At 48.7% G+C, this 18,143-nt stretch carries 12 protein-coding genes and 2 pseudogenes; 7 read left to right on the forward strand and 7 right to left on the reverse strand.

Going from position 1 to position 18,143, the window contains the following annotated elements; genetic code table 11:
* Positions 1-54: 54 nt before the first annotated feature.
* Together hcp and norR are read right to left on the reverse strand one after the other, a co-directional pair.
* Positions 55-1,718: pseudogene (gene hcp / locus ABDK09_03295) on the reverse strand (hydroxylamine reductase).
* 174 nt (positions 1,719-1,892) lie between these two features.
* On the reverse strand, positions 1,893-3,422 hold the full coding sequence (gene norR / locus ABDK09_03300; protein ID XAW88373.1) for a nitric oxide reductase transcriptional regulator NorR: 1,530 nt from the start codon (positions 3,420-3,422) through the stop codon (positions 1,893-1,895).
* A gap of 436 nt (positions 3,423-3,858) precedes the next feature.
* Between norR and ABDK09_03305 the strand changes: the two genes are divergently transcribed.
* Positions 3,859-4,338: a GNAT family N-acetyltransferase gene (locus ABDK09_03305; protein XAW88374.1), complete on the forward strand. Its 480-nt coding sequence runs from the start codon at positions 3,859-3,861 to the stop codon at positions 4,336-4,338.
* A gap of 395 nt (positions 4,339-4,733) precedes the next feature.
* Positions 4,734-5,060, forward strand: coding sequence for a hypothetical protein (locus ABDK09_03310; protein ID XAW88375.1), 327 nt, complete (start codon positions 4,734-4,736; stop codon positions 5,058-5,060).
* 11 nt (positions 5,061-5,071) lie between these two features.
* Here ABDK09_03310 and ABDK09_03315 read toward each other — a convergent pair whose 3' ends face one another.
* A complete protein-coding gene (locus ABDK09_03315) occupies positions 5,072-7,081 on the reverse strand; it encodes a TonB-dependent receptor (protein ID XAW88376.1) in 2,010 nt (669 codons plus the stop codon).
* 528 nt (positions 7,082-7,609) lie between these two features.
* Between ABDK09_03315 and ABDK09_03320 the strand changes: the two are divergent.
* From ABDK09_03320 to ABDK09_03330, 3 genes and pseudogenes are all read left to right on the forward strand, one after another.
* Positions 7,610-8,592: pseudogene (locus ABDK09_03320) on the forward strand (DUF1852 domain-containing protein).
* A 31-nt stretch (positions 8,593-8,623) separates the two neighbouring features.
* Positions 8,624-9,652 carry a methionine synthase gene (locus ABDK09_03325; GenBank protein XAW88377.1) on the forward strand — a complete coding sequence of 343 codons (1,029 nt, stop codon included), beginning with the start codon at positions 8,624-8,626 and terminating at the stop codon, positions 9,650-9,652.
* A gap of 237 nt (positions 9,653-9,889) precedes the next feature.
* The gene (locus tag ABDK09_03330) at positions 9,890-12,202 is read left to right on the forward strand and encodes a S8 family serine peptidase (protein XAW88378.1); all 2,313 of its coding nucleotides are present in this window, start codon (positions 9,890-9,892) and stop codon (positions 12,200-12,202) included.
* A gap of 198 nt (positions 12,203-12,400) precedes the next feature.
* Here the strand turns inward: ABDK09_03330 and ABDK09_03335 are convergent, their stop codons facing one another.
* The 4 genes from ABDK09_03335 to ABDK09_03350 form a co-directional block, all read right to left on the reverse strand.
* The gene (locus tag ABDK09_03335) at positions 12,401-13,150 is read right to left on the reverse strand and encodes a sulfite exporter TauE/SafE family protein (protein ID XAW88379.1); all 750 of its coding nucleotides are present in this window, start codon (positions 13,148-13,150) and stop codon (positions 12,401-12,403) included.
* Positions 13,151-13,153: 3 nt separating this feature from the next.
* A complete protein-coding gene (locus ABDK09_03340; protein ID XAW88380.1) occupies positions 13,154-14,557 on the reverse strand; it encodes a bifunctional diguanylate cyclase/phosphodiesterase in 1,404 nt (467 codons plus the stop codon).
* Between the two features lie 7 nt (positions 14,558-14,564).
* Positions 14,565-15,077: a hypothetical protein gene (locus ABDK09_03345; protein ID XAW88381.1), complete on the reverse strand. Its 513-nt coding sequence runs from the start codon at positions 15,075-15,077 to the stop codon at positions 14,565-14,567.
* Positions 15,078-15,457: 380 nt separating this feature from the next.
* Positions 15,458-16,354 (reverse strand): LysR family transcriptional regulator, encoded by an 897-nt coding sequence (locus ABDK09_03350; GenBank protein XAW88382.1) that lies wholly within the window; start codon positions 16,352-16,354, stop codon positions 15,458-15,460.
* A gap of 213 nt (positions 16,355-16,567) precedes the next feature.
* Between ABDK09_03350 and ABDK09_03355 the strand changes: the two genes are divergently transcribed.
* Together ABDK09_03355 and ABDK09_03360 are read left to right on the forward strand one after the other, a co-directional pair.
* Positions 16,568-17,395, forward strand: coding sequence for a class III extradiol ring-cleavage dioxygenase (locus ABDK09_03355; protein XAW88383.1), 828 nt, complete (start codon positions 16,568-16,570; stop codon positions 17,393-17,395).
* A 244-nt stretch (positions 17,396-17,639) separates the two neighbouring features.
* A complete protein-coding gene (locus ABDK09_03360; protein XAW88384.1) occupies positions 17,640-18,029 on the forward strand; it encodes a universal stress protein in 390 nt (129 codons plus the stop codon).
* Positions 18,030-18,143 lie beyond the last annotated feature (114 nt).

Raw genomic sequence — 18,143 nt, forward strand, 5'->3', positions numbered from 1 at the left:
GATGCATTGCGAGAAGCCCCGCGTTAAGGCGGGGCGAAGAAAAAGGTATCGGAGTTACGCCGCCAGAATCGCGTTCAGGTCATCCTGCACATTGCCGATGCTGCGCATATCGAATTTTTCCTGAATGATGGCGATAAGGTTCGGAGTCAGGAAACGCCGGCGCCGTCGGGCCGGTGTAGATGCCTTTCACACCCAGAGCGAACAAAGTCAGCAGGATAACGATCGCCTTTTGCTCAAACCATGACAGCACCAGAGTCAGTGGCAGTTCATTAATGTCGCACTCAAATTCGTTTGCCAGCGCCAGAGCAAGCTGAATAGCAGAATAGGCATCGTTACACTGACCCACGTCCAGCAGGCGCGGAATACCGTTAATGTCACCAAAGGTGTTTTTGTTGAAGCGGAATTTACCGCAGGCCAGGGTCAGAATTAGCGTATCCTCCGGCGCGGCAGCGGTAAAATCGGTATAGTAGCTGCGCTCGGACTTATCGCCGTCACAACCGCCGACCAAAAAGAAGTGTTTGATGTTGCCCTGTTTCACCTGCTCGATCACCGCAGGCGCGGCATTCATCAATGCATTGCGGCCAAATCCGACCGTAATGTGATGCTCAATTTCATCATGCTGAAAGCCCGGCTGCGCCAGTGCGCACTCAACCACGGCGCTAAAATCGTCCCCCTCAAGGTGAGCAACACCCGGCCAGCCGACAATGCTGCGGGTAAACAAACGATCGGCGTACTGGCCCACGTTCGGGTTCAGCAGGCAGTTCGATGTCATCACAATCGCACCGGGAAAATTGGCGAACTCTTTCTGTTGGTTTTGCCAGGCACTGCCGTAGTTACCGGCCAGATGCGGGTATTTTTTCAGTTCAGGATAACCATGCGCCGGCAGCATTTCACCATTGGTGTAGACGTTAATGCCCTTGCCTGCCGTCTGCTGCAGGATTTTTTCCAGGTCGTGCAGATCATGGCCGGAAACCAGAATGCATTTACCTTTAACTGGCTTGACGTTGACTGTGGTCGGCTGCGGGTGACCAAAGGTTTCCGTTTCACCGCGATCCAGCATTTCCATCACTTTGTAGTTCATCAGGCCAATCTGCATCGAGCAGTCCAGCAACGCAGCTAAGTCTTGCGGATCCGTACCCAGCCACGCCATGATGTCATGATAAGTGGCATAAATTTCGTTGTCGGTTTGCTCCAGAAACGCGGGCATGTTCCATGTAAGCGGCGGCCCCTTTCAGGCCGTAAAGGCACAGCAAACGTAGACCAATCACATCCTCGTGCAGCTGATCTTTGCCGCGGTTAACCGCCACCTGCGGTGCCAGTGCGAGGATATCTTGTGCGCTGCCAGGCAGTTCGAATTCTGCCACCGCCGGGACGTTTTGTACCACCTGATTGGCCAGAGTCGCCGCAGCCAAAACCTGCTCTTTTAGGCTCGCTTTGTAAAGCGCCGCCTGAGAAGCGAGTGCCAGAATACGCTCAGGATCGAAGTTAACGTTAGTCAGGGTCGCAAAGAAAGCTTTTGACGCCCACTGGTTGATCTCATCGCTGATGATGCCAAATTCTCTTGCTTTGACCGCCCAGAACGACACGCCCTGCAGGGTATAAACCAGCGCGTCCTGCAGATCAGAAACTTCAGAGGTTTTGCCGCACATACCTTGTGCGTAAGAACAACCTTTAGCAGCAGGGGTTTGAATTGTCTGTTCGCATTGAATACAGAACATATTGGGTTCTCCAGTGATTGTTGTCATCGTTGTGATAGTCACCACTGAAGAGCAGAATGCGTGCCAAAGCTTATCTTATTGAATTTTATTAAATTTAATTACACGACAGCATCTGATTGATGTCATTGCAACAACGCTGATGGTGTTGAAATGACATCACAATCGCAAACATGCTTATTTATTAATCCCGAACTTTTTACCCATGCGGTACAGGTTGCCACGGTCCATCTGTAGAAATTGCGCGGCTTTTGCCCACACCCCGTCATTCAGGCGCAAAGCATGTTCAATCAGTTCATGCTGATAGCGTTCGACCAGGTCTCGCATCGGCTGACTTTGCTGAGGCAAAAACTGCGATGTATTTTTTACATCATCCAGATTGAGAGACGCATCAAAGTGAGTGGAGAGAATCGTCACCGCGCCCTGCTGAATCGCGTGTAGCGCGGCGCGGGTCAGCGTGTGATCCAGTTCGCGCACATTACCGTACCAGGGATGCTTTTCCATCTGTGTCAGTACTTTAGGATGAACGTGCAAGTTAGGCGCGTTAAACTGTTGGCGCACTTTTTCCAGCAAGTACCCGGCCAATACAGGAATATCGCCCTCGCGGGATCGCAGCGGCGGCACGTGGATAGGAAACACGTTGAGGCGGTGGAATAAGTCCGCACGGAACGTGCCGGCCTCGACTTCCTTCTCTAATTGGCGGTTGGTCGCCGCGACGATACGTACATTGACCAGCAGATGTTGATCGCTGCCGACACGTTGCAGCTCACCCTGCTGGATAACCCGCAGCAATTTGGCCTGCAGCACCAAAGGCAGCTCTCCCACTTCGTCCAGGAATAGCGTGCCGCCGTCGGCGAGTTCAAACTTCCCGGCTCTTTGACTATTGGCTCCGGTAAATGCGCCTTTGACATGACCAAACAACTCACTTTCCGCCAGCCCTTCCGGCAACGCAGCACAGTTAACGTAAATCATCGGCTTGTCGCTGCGCAGAGATTGCGCGTGAACTGAGTGCGCCACCAGCTCTTTACCGGTGCCGGTTTCACCGCTAATTAGCACCGCGTAATCCGATTTCGCCACCGTCTCGATGTTGTTCCTCAGTTGAGCTATCTGCGGGCTTAACCCGATCATTTCCCCATGCTGGGATCGCGCCTGTTGGATCAGTGCCTGAGTAACACTTTTCTGTTTTTGGTTCTGCGCTTTGAGCGCTTTAATCTGGCCAATATTGCGTAGCGTCGCGGCAGCCAGAGCTGCAAAGGTTTCGATCGTCACCGGGTCGATATCATCAAACGCCCCCACTGCCATTGCGTCCATGGTCAGCGCGCCGACCAACTGCCCTTCCACATACAGACTAAACCCCATGCAGTCATGAACATCGATACACAGATCGTCGCTCAACAAAGCGCCGTCAAACGGATCAGGCAGCGGGCAGTCAGCGTCAAAACGCACCGCTTCACGACTTTCGATGATCGCCTCCAGCCGCGGATGCGCTTTGGGGAAATAACGACGACCAAGCACGGAAGTCTGCAATCCTCGCACCGCAACCGGAGTAAGAAACCGCTCTTCATCCAGAATAAACAGACAACTCGCATCGCACGGAAACACCTGCGCAACCCCATCAATCAAACTTTGGTATTGCTGAGTATGAGAACGGTTGGAACTGAGATTGAGCGCGAGATTCAGCAGAACATGATCAACGGTCGGAGACATAACACACCAGAAAATAGCCACAAAACGCTCATGCTAGGCAAGTTGATGTCATTTGAACATCAGCAATCCCCGTAGATTGATGTTCCATTGACGACGATCAACTGACCCGCAATTTTTACTGGTCAGGCGGCCTGAAAATACGCTTTGGAGACACTTCTTGACTCGATACTATTGTCATTTATTGACCTACTTTGGCTAATGGTTAACTATGTAGCTAGTTTGCTATGGTATGTTTGCTCGAAGATGTCCGCATTTTGTCGATTTGATGGCCACAAGCATGCTTGTCCAACGGTAGTGTGCATTAAGCTCAAACAGCCATTAATGACAGATTGGAAGAGCTAAGCCGAGGGTTTTAGAAAGACAATTTCTGACTAACATTGTCTGATTAAGAATTGTTATGTTGCGGATTGAATTCATCGCATAAAAAGGAAGAGACATGGTTGTACTCAGAGAAATGCGGCAAGAAGAGTATCCGGCATATTGCCAGTATTTTGTTGACGATTATAGTCAGGAAATCGCCACGAATTATGGTCATTCCAGAGGACTGTCAATTGAGTTGGCTAAAAAGGAGCTGCATCGTTGCTTTCCTAATGGCTTAGAGGGAAATGTGCATTCATTGCTATGCATTGATGCTGAGGTTGACGGGCAGTTAAACCGTGTTGGTTATTTGTGGCATTCAATTAATGTCACAGATCAGTCGACCTTTATATATGATTTCTTTGTGTCCGGAGAATACCGTGGTTCGGGTTATGGTACTCAAGCTATCTCTGCTTTGGAAAAACAGCTGCAAGAAGTTGGCATTAATCAAATAAAGCTAAGAGTAGCTTATCAAAATGAGCGCGCGCTCAAGCTGTACCAAGAAGTCGGCTTTGTGATTACTGGTTTCAATATGTCCAAAAATATTGGTATGCCGTAGCGACAACATAGCAAGCAAAGAATCAACATACGTTTCCTAATCCGGCACAAACGCTAAAAACCTAACCATTAACCTCCAACACAGGGCAAAAATTCAGGACGAATTTTTAGGTTTTTGGCGTAGGGAACGCCTAAAACCGGCCCGGCCAGCGACAAAGAAACCAAGCGCCTTTCTGGTTACTCTTTGGCAAGGCAAAGAGTAACTGGCCCGCTTGCACCAAGCTTAAGATAACCGCCAGAGTAAAAGCGGGACATACCCCATCCAGTTCTAAACCACTAATCTAAAACCCCCTAACCCATTGCTCCAACTAATAAATCAGTGATAGCATTCAGCCCAGATATGCAACTGACGCATATCATTCCAATACTATTATCACAATAAAATAGAGATTCAGAATGAAAAAAACAGTTGGCCTGGTTGTCCTTACAGCCGCGTTACTTTCTGGCTGCATGTCAGAAGATAAACAAACCGGACAAGCGTGTTTGGGCGCAAATAATGATTCCTTAGTTGAATCACTGGGTGGGCAGTGTCAGGCTGGTGATGCGATCGCCACTAAACATCCGGCTTACTTCTGCGACTTTAATTACGCTGTCGCTTACAACGATTATAACTCCGCATTCTGCATCTACTCCGGTGCCCAAAAAGAAGAAACGCGTTCAAGCGAAATAAGCTTATTTAGTTATAAAAAAGCGGGGCTCAATGCCCCGCTCTGCTCTTTCTAATCAGATAACAATCAGAAATCGTAATTCACACTCAGGTTCATATTCAAGCCATCGCCCGGCGCGTGAATCGTTGTGCCAGATGCATCACTGGTAAAGTCAAACACGTACTCGTACTGCTCATCAAACAGGTTGTTGACCTGGAAGTTCACCCCACCCCACGATGTTTTGTATTCCAGGTTACTGTTCATCAGCTTGTAGCCGCCAAACTTGCCGCCGACATTGGCCTCGTTGATGTAGTAATCACCCTGCATGTCGTAATGCAGACGCCAGGTTAAATTCTCGGTGATGGCATAAGTTGAACCGACTGACGCGGTGTAAGCCGGAATACTGCGCAGATCATTGCCTTTGTTGGCACCTTCAGTCTGGATTTCGGTTTTGGTGATGGAGTAGTTACCCCACAGCGTGAGCGAATCGGTCCACATCCAGTCAGCACTTAAATCCACGCCCTGACGCAGTGTTTTACCCACGTTGCTTTCCACACCGTTAACCAGCACAAATTCGTCTTTAGCACGCTGTTCCCAGTATGAAACACGAGTCTGCAGGCTCTGTGTCGCCTGCCACTTAGTCCCGATCTCCCAGCCGTCATTGACCGAGATATCACGCGCGTGAGTGTCACCCGTGGTATAAGCACTGCTGCTGAACACCGGCTGGAAGGTACGACCGAAGTTGGCGAAAACCACCACATCGTCAGTTGGGTACAGGAATACATTTAGTTTTGGCTGAATGATGGTGCCGAAATCATACATATCGGCATGTGTGCTCACATTGGCGCTGTCGGTTGAAGTGAAATCACCGCTCAGACGATCAGCACGTACGGCCGCGTTCCAGTCTAGCCATTCGGTGGCCTGATGGTTAACCTGCACGTAAGTCCCGTAGTTGTTGTAGTCATACTGGTAGTTCCAGATAGGACTTGCGCTGTTACGGATGCGCTGGTTATTGATGGTGCCCCAGCGCTGCTCTATTACATCCTGAGTCTCGTAGTTTGCGCCCCACAGCAGTTGCCAATCGTTCGCAACGTCCCAGGTAACGGTAGAAATCACACCATAGTGCTTTTCGTCATAAATGCGCTCTTGCAGCGGCCATTCGGTTTTGAATCGCAGCCAGCGCTGACGATCAAAATGGTTGTAGTAGGTTTTTAACGACCAGGCCACAGTATCAGACCACTGGTGATCCAGGTGAATACTGACCGCATCGGTGTTTTTTTTACCGCCGTCCTGATTGGAGTAGCTGGCTGACTGACGCGGATCACGGTTCACTTCCTGCTCTGACAGTAAGAAGCCCGGCGCATCGGTATCCATACGCGCGATACGGGCGATCAGGCCCAGTGACGTCGCGTCAGAAAAATCGTAAAACCAGCGGCCGGAAGCGCCATATTTTTCAACGTTATCATGATCACGGTACCCTTCGGATTTACGGTATCCGAGCGAATAACTGTGCTTCAGGTTGCCGTTCTGAAAGCCAAAGTAACCTTGTGTCTCGCGCGCATTAAAGCTGCCCACTGTTACTTCAACACTTTGCGCCACATCGGAGCGGGTTTCTACGTTGTATGCACCGGCCAGATTGTACAAACCATAGCGTGGATCGCTGGTGCCTTTATAAACGTTAATCGACTTAATGTTGCTGGAAAATAGCTGGGCCATATCGTTGTAGCCCGCGTTCAGGTTGGACGGGATGCCATCGATCAACAGCTTGGCATGTGGCGTCGAACCGTCAGCGGCAAAACCACGGATACCGATTTCCGATTCAAACACGCCCTGCCCCCATGGCGCCATATGCACGCCCGGCAGCTTTGTGAACAGTTCCATCGCATTATCAACATGCGCGCCGGCAATCTCTTCTTGTGTCACCGTATCCAGCGCACCGGCTAAATAGCTTTGGGTATAACTTAATTCATCTTGCTGACCAATCACAACGAGGGAGGTCATTTGGCCCGCTTTAGTCTCATCATTATTCGCGTAGCCGGCATTGGCGACACCAAGACACATGATCGATGTCGTCACCACTGGAAGTGTTTTCTTCATTTAAATAAAACCTTGAATTTTAATAATTATTTATAATTGATAAAAATCTTTTGCCCCCTCACGCCCACTGCATACACGTAACGGATGTTTTTATCAAAAATCATTCTAAATGATTATTAGTATCATTATCAATATTGATTATTGAATAAGTTAAGGTTTTAGTTAGAAAACTTAGGATTTACACAGTGAATGGTTCAATCATCTGGTCCGTCGTCTTTGCGCCCTGTCAGGTTCTATATCAGCGCTTAACATGAAGCTTCTTCATGAACTGCATTAATAAAACTCTATTAGCAAAATAAAACATGAAGAAACCTCATGTAGCACATTAAATAATACCATTGTATTCAGATACCCGTTAAAGGGTACAACATACCCAAGCCATGAATTCAAAGCGAAAACAGTTGAGTTCATTACGTCACTTGGCAACAAATTACTCAAGGCTGTGGAAGTAAAGACCGGGATAGTCAGAAATACCACACCAAGCAAGGAATGAGTTTTCGATTTATCGCAGCAACGGGATACCAGAACATGAATAACGATTTTACATTTACGATTAAAAGCCTGTGTTTTGATGAAAATTACCAACCATCAAACAATACTCGTCTCACAACGAACTTTGCGAATCTGGCCCGCGGTGAGAGTCGTCAGTCAAACCTGCGCAATACGTTACAGATGATTAATAATCGCTTTAATACGTTAGCGACCTGGGATAACCCGAACGGCGATCGTTATTCGGTAGAAACTGGAGATCATTTCGGTTGATCTGAATATTGGCAACGCGACCAATGAACAAACTTTCCCGACCATCGAAGTGCTGAAAACCAACATCGTTGACCATAAAACCAATCAGCGTATCGAAGGCATTGTCGGCAACAACTTCTCCTCATACGTTCGTGACTATGACTTCAGCGTATTGCTGCTTGACCACAACAGAGACCAACCTAAGTTCAGTATTCCGCAAAACTTCGGTGACCTGCATGGCAACATCTTCAAATGTTTCGTCAATTCAGAGGTATACCAGAACAACTTTGCCAAGAAGCCGGTTATCTGTCTGAGTGTGTCGGATGCTAAGGTCTACCATCGTACGGGCAACCAACACCCGGTTCTGGGCCACGAATACGAACCGAATGAGTCATCGCTGACCGAGCAATACTTCAAGAAAATGGGTCTGCAGGTGCGTTATTTCATGCCGAAAGGCAGTGCGGCTCCTTTCGCCTTCTACTTCTTTGGCGATCTGCTTAATGATTACACCAATCTGGAACTGATCAGCACCATCAGCACTATGGAAACATTCCAGAAAATTTACCGTCCTGAGATTTATAACGCGAACTCTGCGGCTGGAAAATGTTACCAGCCTAATCTGAAAAATCAGGACCATTCAATCACGCATATTGTTTATGACCGCGAAGAAACGCAGCAAATTAGCTATTGAACAAGGCAAATTCACTGAAGAGACCTTCATCAAACCATACCAAACGCTGCTTGAGCAATGGTCTGCTGCTTACGCTTGATAATTAACGACAACACAAGACAGAATTTATTATGAAAAAACTATTACCGACTTCATCTTCAGGCAGTTTACCTAAACCATCCTGGCTGGCTCAGCCAGAGACTCTGTGGTCACCATGGAAACTGCAGGATGCAGAACTGATTACTGGCAAACAAGATGCGCTGCGTTTAGCGCTGCAAGATCAGCAGCAGGCAGGCATTGATATTGTCAGCGATGGTGAGCAGACACGTCAGCACTTCGTCACGACCTTTATTGAACACCTGAACGGCGTTGATTTCGAAAACCGCAAAACTGTTACCATCCGTAATCGTTATGAAGCGAGCGTACCGGTAGTGGTCGGCGAAGTCAGCCGTCAAAAGCCGGTGTTTGTGGAAGATGCGAAGTTCCTGCGTCAGCAAACTAAGCAACCGATCAAATGGGCTCTGCCGGGTCCTATGACCATGATCGACACCCTTTACGATGACCATTACAAAAGCCGCGAGAAACTGGCGTGGGAATTTGCCAAAATTCTTAACCAGGAAGCGAAAGAGCTGGAAGCGGCTGGCGTGGATATCATCCAGTTTGATGAACCGGCGTTTAACGTGTTTTTTGATGACGTCAACGACTGGGGTATCGCGGCGCTGGAACGTGCGATTGAAGGCCTCAAGTGTGAAACCGCTGTCCATATTTGTTATGGCTACGGCATCAAAGCCAATACTGACTGGAAAAAAACGCTGGGCTCTGAGTGGCGTCAGTACGAAGAAATTTTCCCGAAACTGCAAAAGTCTAATATCGATATTATCTCACTTGAGTGTCATAACTCCCGTGTGCCTATCGAACTGCTTGAACTGATTCGCGGTAAAAAAGTCATGGTGGGCGCAATTGACGTGGCAACCAACGATATTGAAACGCCGGAAGAAGTGGCAGAAACACTGCGTAAAGCGCTGCAGTTTGTTGACGCAGACAAACTGTACCCATGCACCAACTGTGGTATGGCACCACTGCCGCGTGGCGTGGCACGAGCAAAACTGGATGCGCTGCATGCCGGTGCGGAAATTATCCGTAAAGAGCTGTCTGCCTGAGACTGAATCCGCTTAGACAGATTCTCTGAATTGCCTGTTCGCTGCAACGCATTAACTAATGCAAAGCGAACAGGCAGCCTTTCGCCACTGCTTCTCATGACTCATTACCTCCCCCTGATTACTACTCGATGTATTTTGGCCTCCAACTCACGCTATTTGGCTAACGCATTTCATGACGTTTTACTTATGGCCGTTTATTAACCATTATTTACTGACAATTACATCAGGAGTGATGGTATGCATAAAACAACGATCATGAGATCTTTATTTCCTCTGCTCACCTTTCCTTTATCTTTCAGCGTCTTTGCTGAACCCCCTCATTCAGCAGAGGTCCGCCCGGGCACAGTGCTCTTCAAAATCAATAGTTCAATACCGGCGAATGAGTTAAAAGCACTCAACGCTTTACTGCACAGCCAGGGGCTGGTCTCACAACGCACCTTACAAGGCAGCCAGATTACCATTGCTACCTTTGAGCACGCCGGACGAGAGACGGCGGTCGCCAATATCCTCAAACGCAGCAGTTACGTGGAATTTGCCGAAGCGGACTATGCTGTCGCTCCGACCCTGACACCAAACGATGCTGATTTCGGCCTGCAATGGCACCATGCTGCGGTTAACTCGCCGCAAGCCTGGAACGTCACGACCGGCAGTAACAGTGTATTGGTTGCGGTGTGCGATACCGGTTTTGACGTTTCTCACCCGGACTTAAGCGCCAACCTGCGCACCGATTTAGCCTTTAACGCCCAAGATGGTTCGGACTATATTGCCGATGCCAACGGACATGGTACCGGAACGGCGGGAACGTTAGGCGCCGTGGGTAACAATACTCTGGGCGTGGCCGGTGTTAACTGGAATGTTGATATTATTCCGGTCCGCATTGCGATCAGCGACAGCAACAGCAGCGCCTATATCTCAACTATGGCAACCTGTATCGAATATGCCGCAGATAAAGGCGCCCGAATCGTCAACCTGAGCTATGGCGGCATTCAATACGCGACAATTGACAGCGCGGCCAGATATCTGCGCAGCAAAAATGGCCTGCTATTTATGTCTGCGGGTAACGACGGTCAGGAATTTGCTGCTTATCCCGATTACACCAGCTTTGTCGGTGTGGCCGCCACAAACACCAGTAACACCAGGGCGAGCTTTTCCAACTGGGGCACCTTTGTTGATATCACGGCGCCTGGGACCAGCATTCGTACCACCTATCCGGGCAATCGCTACGTCTATTACAGCGGCACATCATTTTCATCACCGCTGACCGCTGGTGTTGCAGCCCTGATGGTCGCGGCCAATCCGGGGATCAGTGCCAATGAAATCGAAAATGGCCTGTTCTCAACCGCAGCGGATATCGGCGCCGCGGGAGACGACAATGTGTACGGCCACGGCTTGGTCGATGCTCAGGCTGCAGTCAATTACGCGCAAAACCTCGATAACCTCAGTGCACCCGTCGCGGTGATCAACGCCAGCAGTAGCTCGGTTGCCTTTGGCAGCGCTGTGACCCTGGATGGTTCAGGTTCCAGTGACTCAGATGGCTCCATCGATTCTTATTACTGGAGCTTAGGTGACGGCACCACGTCCAACCAGGTCAGTGTTAACCATACTTACGCTGCCGCGGGCTCTTATCAGGTCAACTTAACCGTCACCGATAATCATGGACTGTCAAACTCCGCGACCAGCATTATTCAGGTCACGAATGCGATGCCAACTGCGGTCATCGATAATATGCCGACCCAATACAACATTGGTGACGCTGTTCATTTCAGTGCCTTATCTTCGACTGACAGTGACGGCACTATCGATGACTATGAGTGGGATTTGGGGAACGGAGAGACAGCTCATGGCGCAGAGGTTGACTATACCTACAGCACAGGTGGGAGTTACACCGTCACACTAACCGTAACAGACAACGCCAGCGCGCAGAGCAGCACGGATATCAGCATTGAAGTCAGCGACCCTTATATTCTTTCTGCGCCGACCAATTTACAGGCGTCCGTGTCTGGCTTTAACGTTGCGTTAAGCTGGCAGGATAACAGCCTGAGTGAGGAAAGCGTGACCATTGAACGCGGAGTGAAGGCGAGAGGTAAAACAAGCTACTCGGACCTCATTACGCTCGGCCCGGACAGCACCAGCTTTGTCGATACTGTCGATGAAACCGGTGACTACTTCTATCAGATTAGAGTGGAAAACTCACAAAGTCAGGCCACGTCTTCACCGCTGAGGGTTACCGTTGATTCAGTGACCACTTCCCAGCCAAGCCCGGATGCCCTGCCCGCTCCGACTAACCTGACTGCGGCTAGCAGTGGCGATAGCGTCACCCTGAACTGGAATTACAGCACGGATGGTATTGCGGGTTTCTATGTTGAACGCGGCGATAAAGCCAAAGGTAAAGTGACCTATTCAGGCGACCCTGTCATCGTCACTCCCGGCATCAATCAGTACACTGAAACGGGCCTAGCTGCCGGCACTTACAGCTATCGGATCAAAGCGTTTTCCTCAGACGGTAATACTTCTGACTACAGTAACAGTGCCGAAGCGCGGATAAGGTAAATTGAATGTGCACACCGCCAGCCTGTTGCTGCGGTGTGCATTTATCACCAATTCAGCTGCTGACAGCAATGACTAGTCAGATTAGAGAATCGCAAGCCTGTCAGCTAATCAAACACCTGATATCTAATCAAACACCTGAAAGCTATGTGAGCAAGTCCAGTTATGTGAGCACCTTAAAACTATGTGAGCACCTAAAAGCTAGGCGAACGCCTGCCAAATCAAGCGTAATGCCAATGCTGAGAGAACCAGGTTAAACACACGGTTAAAATAAACGTCGCTCATCCGTTTAACGAATTTAAGGCCAACCCAGGTTCCGATAGCTCCGGCGATGATCATCATGATCAACAAAGGTAACCATGGCCAGAACTCAAAGCCGACCACACCAAATACCACCAGTTTCGTCAGGTGCTGCAGTGTCATCGCCAATGCAAAGGTGGCGATGGTGGTAAGCCGGGCAATATGTACTTGTTTGACAAACGCGCCGACTAACGGCCCGGAGGCCCCGACAAACAGCCCAATGAAAGAGGTCAATAAACCAGCCAGAAACACTCCTGCCGCCCCTAAAGCGACCGACGGGATTTTGGGCCCCCAGCACAAGAACAGAATAAAACCGGCAATGGAGAGGTACATCACCTCAGGAGGAAGCACAACTAATACAAAGAATCCGATAATGGTTCCGGCCAGTACACCAGGCGCAAAGCGGGAAATCAGTAACCAATCGATGTGCTTGCGGCTCATCAGAGCGCGGCCTGAATTGGAACCAAGCTGAATAAAACCATGCAGCGGAATAATAATTTGCGGCGGCACAACCTGCGCCATCACACCCAACATCATGACTCCGCCTCCGGCGCCGAAACTGGCGGTAAACATCGAGGTGAAAAACGCCGTCACGATCAATAGCGCCGCAATGGCTGGTGAAACCCCATTAAAGACAGCGCTCAAGTCCATGCATTACCACCCGCTGTTTACGACAGCACTGGCATCGTCTGATTTAATACCCAGTAAATTAAAAGCATCGTCTTTTTGCATTGGCTTGCTGAACAGATAACCCTGGTAGAAATCAACGTCATAGTCACTAAGCAATGTTTTTTGCGACTCTTCTTCAACCCCTTCGGCAATCACTTTGACATCAATAGCATGACTCATTTTCGTCAAAGCCGAAACAATACTGCGATCCTTTTCGTCGTGACAAATATCATCGATATAAGTCTTATCAATTTTGATGTAATCCACGTTAAGGCTTTTCAGTACCGCAATCGAAGAGAAGCCCGTGCCGAAATCATCAATGGAAATTCTTACGCCCATCTTTTTGATTTCAGATATGACATAAGACAGTTTTTCCAGATCACGGATCATGGCCGTTTCGGTGACTTCCAGATGGATATTTTCAACCCGGACATCAAACTCGCTGAGCAGTTTGCGCAAATGGTCGAGGAAATGCTCATCTTCAAACTGAATCACCGACACATTGATAGACATCGATATATGGGGAAGATGCTGGTTAATCTCGTGCAAAGTTTGCAGCGATGAGCGCAGCACCAGTTTACCGATACTAAAAATCAAACCATGTTGTTCTGCGATAGGAATAAAATCGTCAGGCGACACAAACTTGCCATCCAGTTCCCATCGAATCAGAGCTTCAAAGCCAGAAACATTGTCGGTGGTAACATCAACAATCGGTTGATAGACCATGTAAAAGTCATCCGCATTGATGGCCGTGGTCATTTTTGCGAGCAACTCTTCCTGCCACTGGAGTTTGTCTTTAAGACCCTGGTCGAAACTATAAATTTTGATGTTTTTCTTCTTACCTTCCAACATGGAAAGATAAGCATTATTAACCGCATTCGACAACGTCATTTCGCTACCCAGTTCATAGAAACCGTAGTGAAAGCTTGGCGTCGTTATCAACGACAGATACTGAATTTCCCGGCTGAGCAGATGGTTAATATTCTCAATGAAACGCGCAATGCTGACATTATTGCCGTGCGGGAAATAAAGAATAAAACCGCTGCCGTTCCATTTGGAAGCAATCGTATTATAGCGTTCATCGATATTAAGCAACCGCTTACCGATCACGTTCAGCACGTAGTCGCCGTAACCGTGACCGTAATTACTGCACAGCAGCTGGAATTTGCTCAGATGAATATAGATCATCGCACACCGACATTCAGGATCTTCACATAGATGCGCTTCTTGCAGTGACTTGACCGTTGCAAGAAAACTGGTGCGGTTTAATAAACCGGTCACGCTGTCTTTTTGCTCTAACAGGGTGATTTTTTCTGTGCGGCTTTCGACTTCATGCTCAAGGCTTTTAACCAGGCTGTCGACTTTAAATCGGTCACGAATCGACGACATAATGAACTTACAGCTGCGTAAAGAAACTCAGACACAGCGCAACGCCGTAACCTATCGACATCACACCGATGACTCGTTCGTCGTAGCTGTCCGAATTAATCAGCACTAGACTAAACGGAAAAACAGTAATCGCGGTGAAAGCAATCGCAGAGCGGATGTCAGAAGAGAGCAAAGTGGCGCTGCCCCCGGACATGCCACAGAAAATAATGATGGTGATCGCTTTCTCTCGCAGACCAAACTCATCATGAAACAGATAAGGAAAACTGGCCCAGGCAACCGCCGCAAGCAATACTCCCATAAAATGAAAATCGAGTTTGTGGGGATTACTGTTAGGGATAAAAAAGTGAACAGAAAGGCGAATAATGCATGCGAGATAGATTCCCATCAGCCATACGAGCTTGTCTGTTCCGATATCACTGTAAATACCGCTAAACACCAATAAGGTAGATATCGCGATATTGACACTAACCAGAAAACACAGGTTGGATGAAAAAGCTTCGAGACGCTGCTGTCTATACATGTAATCGATTACCCATGGGACTCAACTATCAAATTTCATGATTTATTTTTTCTACTTATTTGTCAACCAGTTAAATGATAGGGTTATAAATAAACCCGCTAAACAGGGATGAAAACTTAGTTTTCCCGAGCGTCCTTGGTTGGTTTAATCACCATGTAAACCGACGTCAGGTGAATTGGCTGATACTCCATCAAGTTCAAGCTTCCGCAATTCTGCAACGCACCAGAAACCAGAAACCAGACTTAATATGCACCAGATTGAACTCTATCTCAGAGTGTATCTAACAATAGTCGATTACGTCAATTCAGCCTCTCGGGAAGTATCACTGACATTCAGCACCTTTGCCGACAAAGCGAACATAGCTTGTTTTTCACTCATATTTACTTTGCCTGAGCAAACGTCGCGATCAAATAGTCGATCATTGCCCTGACTTTGAGGGGTAAGCGGCGATCGGGCGGAAACAGTACGTGCATACCACCAATATCTACCGTTGGGTGATCCAGATCCAGAGCCACCAGCTGACCATTTTGCAAAGCATCCGCCACAATAAAATCCGGCTGATAAATAATGCCCTGCCCCGCTATAGCCGCAGCCAGTAAAGCATCACCATTATTGGCCTTGAGGTTACCTTTGACCTGAACCTGAACATCACCTTTCACACCGAAAAACCAGGCGCCGTTACCCTGCAATGCAGACAAGGTATAACTCAGGCAGTTGTGGGAAGAAAGTTCGCTCACCCGCTTAGGGGTGCCAAATTGGGCCAGATAGTCAGGCGCCGCACAAACACGCAGCGGACAATTACCCAGCTTACGTGCCTTTAGTTGGCTGTCCTCCAGATGACCAATACGCAAAATGAGATCCCAGCCTTCATACAGTAAGTTTTGCTGACTGTCACTCAGGCCGAGGTCCACTTCGACGCCCGGATAATCGCGGGAAAACGCCGGCAGCAACGGCGCAATAAACCGGGTACCGAAAGATAGAGGCACATTCATTCTCAACCGTCCTATCGCCTCATTGCGCTGTGACGAGAGTTCCGATTCGGTTTCATCCAGCTCCTGCAGAATACGCTTACACGCTTCGAGATATTCGCGCCCGCCATCAGTTAAAGTGAGCTGACGGGTGGTACGGCGCAATAGCTTGATGCCCAACCGGCTTTCCAGCGCGTCGACATGTTTAGTGGCCATTGCCGGCGACATGCCCAATTTACGTCCGGCGGCTGACAAACTGCCCTGTTCCACGGATTCGATAAAAACCCGCATGCTGGTAAAGCGATCCACGTTGATTTCCTACTCTGAGTTAAAGCTGTTCATCAAATTTAGCATGTTCTATTACCAGATTGACAGATAGATAATGGGTGTCACAAACGAATAATGCTTATCAGCGCATAATAGCCATAACGAATTTTACCCACATAACCTTGAGTTGCAGCCCACATCGCTGCAGTGTCGAGTCTGAAGGGTATATCACATTTGCACTAAGGATCATTGAGCATGACCAACGACAAATTTACCGCGAATTCCGTTACCCAGCCGACCGTATTCATCCCGCATGGCGGTGGCCCTTGTTTCTTTATGGACTGGAACCCGGCCGATACCTGGGACAATATGGCGGAATTTCTGCAAAACATCGAAAATCTGTTACCAGAACGACCAAAAGCGATTCTGATGGTTTCAGCACACTGGCAAACCGCGCAGTTTTCTGTCACTTCAGGCACAAATCCTGAGCTGATTTATGACTACTACGGTTTCCCTGCTCATACTTACCAGCTCACTTACCCTGCACCTGGCAGCCCTGAATTAGCGGAACAAGTGGTAGGTTTACTAAAACAAGCCGGTCTGAGCGGCCAGCAAGACAGCACGCGTGGTTACGATCACGGCATGTTTATTCCGATGAAACTGATGTTCCCGGATGCCGATATCCCGGTGGTTCAGCTGTCACTGCGCAACGATCTCGATCCGCAGGCGCACATTGACCTTGGTGAAGCGCTCGCACCGCTGCGCGAGCAAGGTGTGCTTATCGTTGGTAGTGGCATGAGTTTTCACAATATGCGCGGTTACGGCGACAGCCGTTTTACCGAACCTTCTGTGATGTTTGACAACTGGTTAACGGAAGCGGTCGAAGCGCAACCACAACAACGTAACGCTGGTTTAAGCCAATGGGCACAAGCGCCACACGCATTTAACTGCCATCCGCAAGGACACGAAGAGCACCTGCTGCCACTTATGGTTGTTGCTGGTGCTGCCGGCAGCGATCGCGGCCGTAAAGTGTATTCACAGCAAGTGATGAAAACTCAGCTATCCGGTTTTGTGTTCGGTTAAGGACAATTACTTTCCCCGATAAAGCTGGTTAAGACAGGCGGGATCTGATTTTGGGTTCCGCCTCTTACGCTGATAGATCTGCACCTTGCTCTGCACCTTGAGTTGCCCCTCCTGTTCCATTCAACTGACGATTTATTTCAACATCTCTTGACCGTTTCGGCATTTTGTTCAATTTCTCGCCTTGCCCCAATATGCACCTGCTAGACTCACATTACGTACCTAACCGAGAATCGGGAGAAACGTAATGAGCTATAAACACATACTGGCAGCCGTTGACCTGTCTCCATCCAGTCAAGATGTTATAGACCGTGCGATTGCCATTGCGAAAAGCGACGGCAGTGTCCTTTCGCTGGTCTTTGTCGAAGTCGACAGTATGGCCTTATCACCAAAAGAAGAACTCGAATTTAAGTCACAGTTGAAAGCACTGGCTGATAAGTGTGACTACCCTGTCAAAGACTGTTCCGTCGTAATTGGCGATCTGCACATCAAACTGTCAGGTCTGGTGAAACAGAGGGATATCGACCTGGTGGTTTGCGGCCATCACCATAAGGTATTAAGCAGGCTGTTCTCCCACATCCCTGCGGTGGCCAATGCGGTCGAATCTGACCTGTTGGTGGTGTATCTAGACCAGTAGTTTGAGTCAGCAAGTATCAGCATAGCCAAAGTGATAGCCGACAAGATAAATAGCATTAGCACAGAAATTAGCAGTAACACAGAAACAGAAAACCCGGCCACAATTGCCTGTCTC

The sequence above is a fragment of the Vibrio sp. CDRSL-10 TSBA genome (genome assembly GCA_039696685.1).
GTDB lineage: Bacteria > Pseudomonadota > Gammaproteobacteria > Enterobacterales > Vibrionaceae > Vibrio.

Bases quoted from the DNA above. Each gene is read 5' to 3' on its own strand.
- ABDK09_03315 (XAW88376.1), bottom strand. From the start codon at position 7,081: ATGAAGAAAACACTTCCAGTGGTGACGACATCGATCATGTGTCTTGGT.
- ABDK09_03335 (XAW88379.1), bottom strand. From the start codon at position 13,150: ATGGACTTGAGCGCTGTCTTTAATGGGGTTTCACCAGCCATTGCGGCG.
- ABDK09_03305 (XAW88374.1), top strand. From the start codon at position 3,859: ATGGTTGTACTCAGAGAAATGCGGCAAGAAGAGTATCCGGCATATTGC.
- ABDK09_03355 (XAW88383.1), top strand. From the start codon at position 16,568: ATGACCAACGACAAATTTACCGCGAATTCCGTTACCCAGCCGACCGTA.
- ABDK09_03310 (XAW88375.1), top strand. From the start codon at position 4,734: ATGAAAAAAACAGTTGGCCTGGTTGTCCTTACAGCCGCGTTACTTTCT.
- norR (XAW88373.1), bottom strand. From the start codon at position 3,422: ATGTCTCCGACCGTTGATCATGTTCTGCTGAATCTCGCGCTCAATCTC.
- ABDK09_03340 (XAW88380.1), bottom strand. From the start codon at position 14,557: ATGTCGTCGATTCGTGACCGATTTAAAGTCGACAGCCTGGTTAAAAGC.
- ABDK09_03360 (XAW88384.1), top strand. From the start codon at position 17,640: ATGAGCTATAAACACATACTGGCAGCCGTTGACCTGTCTCCATCCAGT.
- ABDK09_03325 (XAW88377.1), top strand. From the start codon at position 8,624: ATGAAAAAACTATTACCGACTTCATCTTCAGGCAGTTTACCTAAACCA.
- ABDK09_03345 (XAW88381.1), bottom strand. From the start codon at position 15,077: ATGTATAGACAGCAGCGTCTCGAAGCTTTTTCATCCAACCTGTGTTTT.
- ABDK09_03330 (XAW88378.1), top strand. From the start codon at position 9,890: ATGCATAAAACAACGATCATGAGATCTTTATTTCCTCTGCTCACCTTT.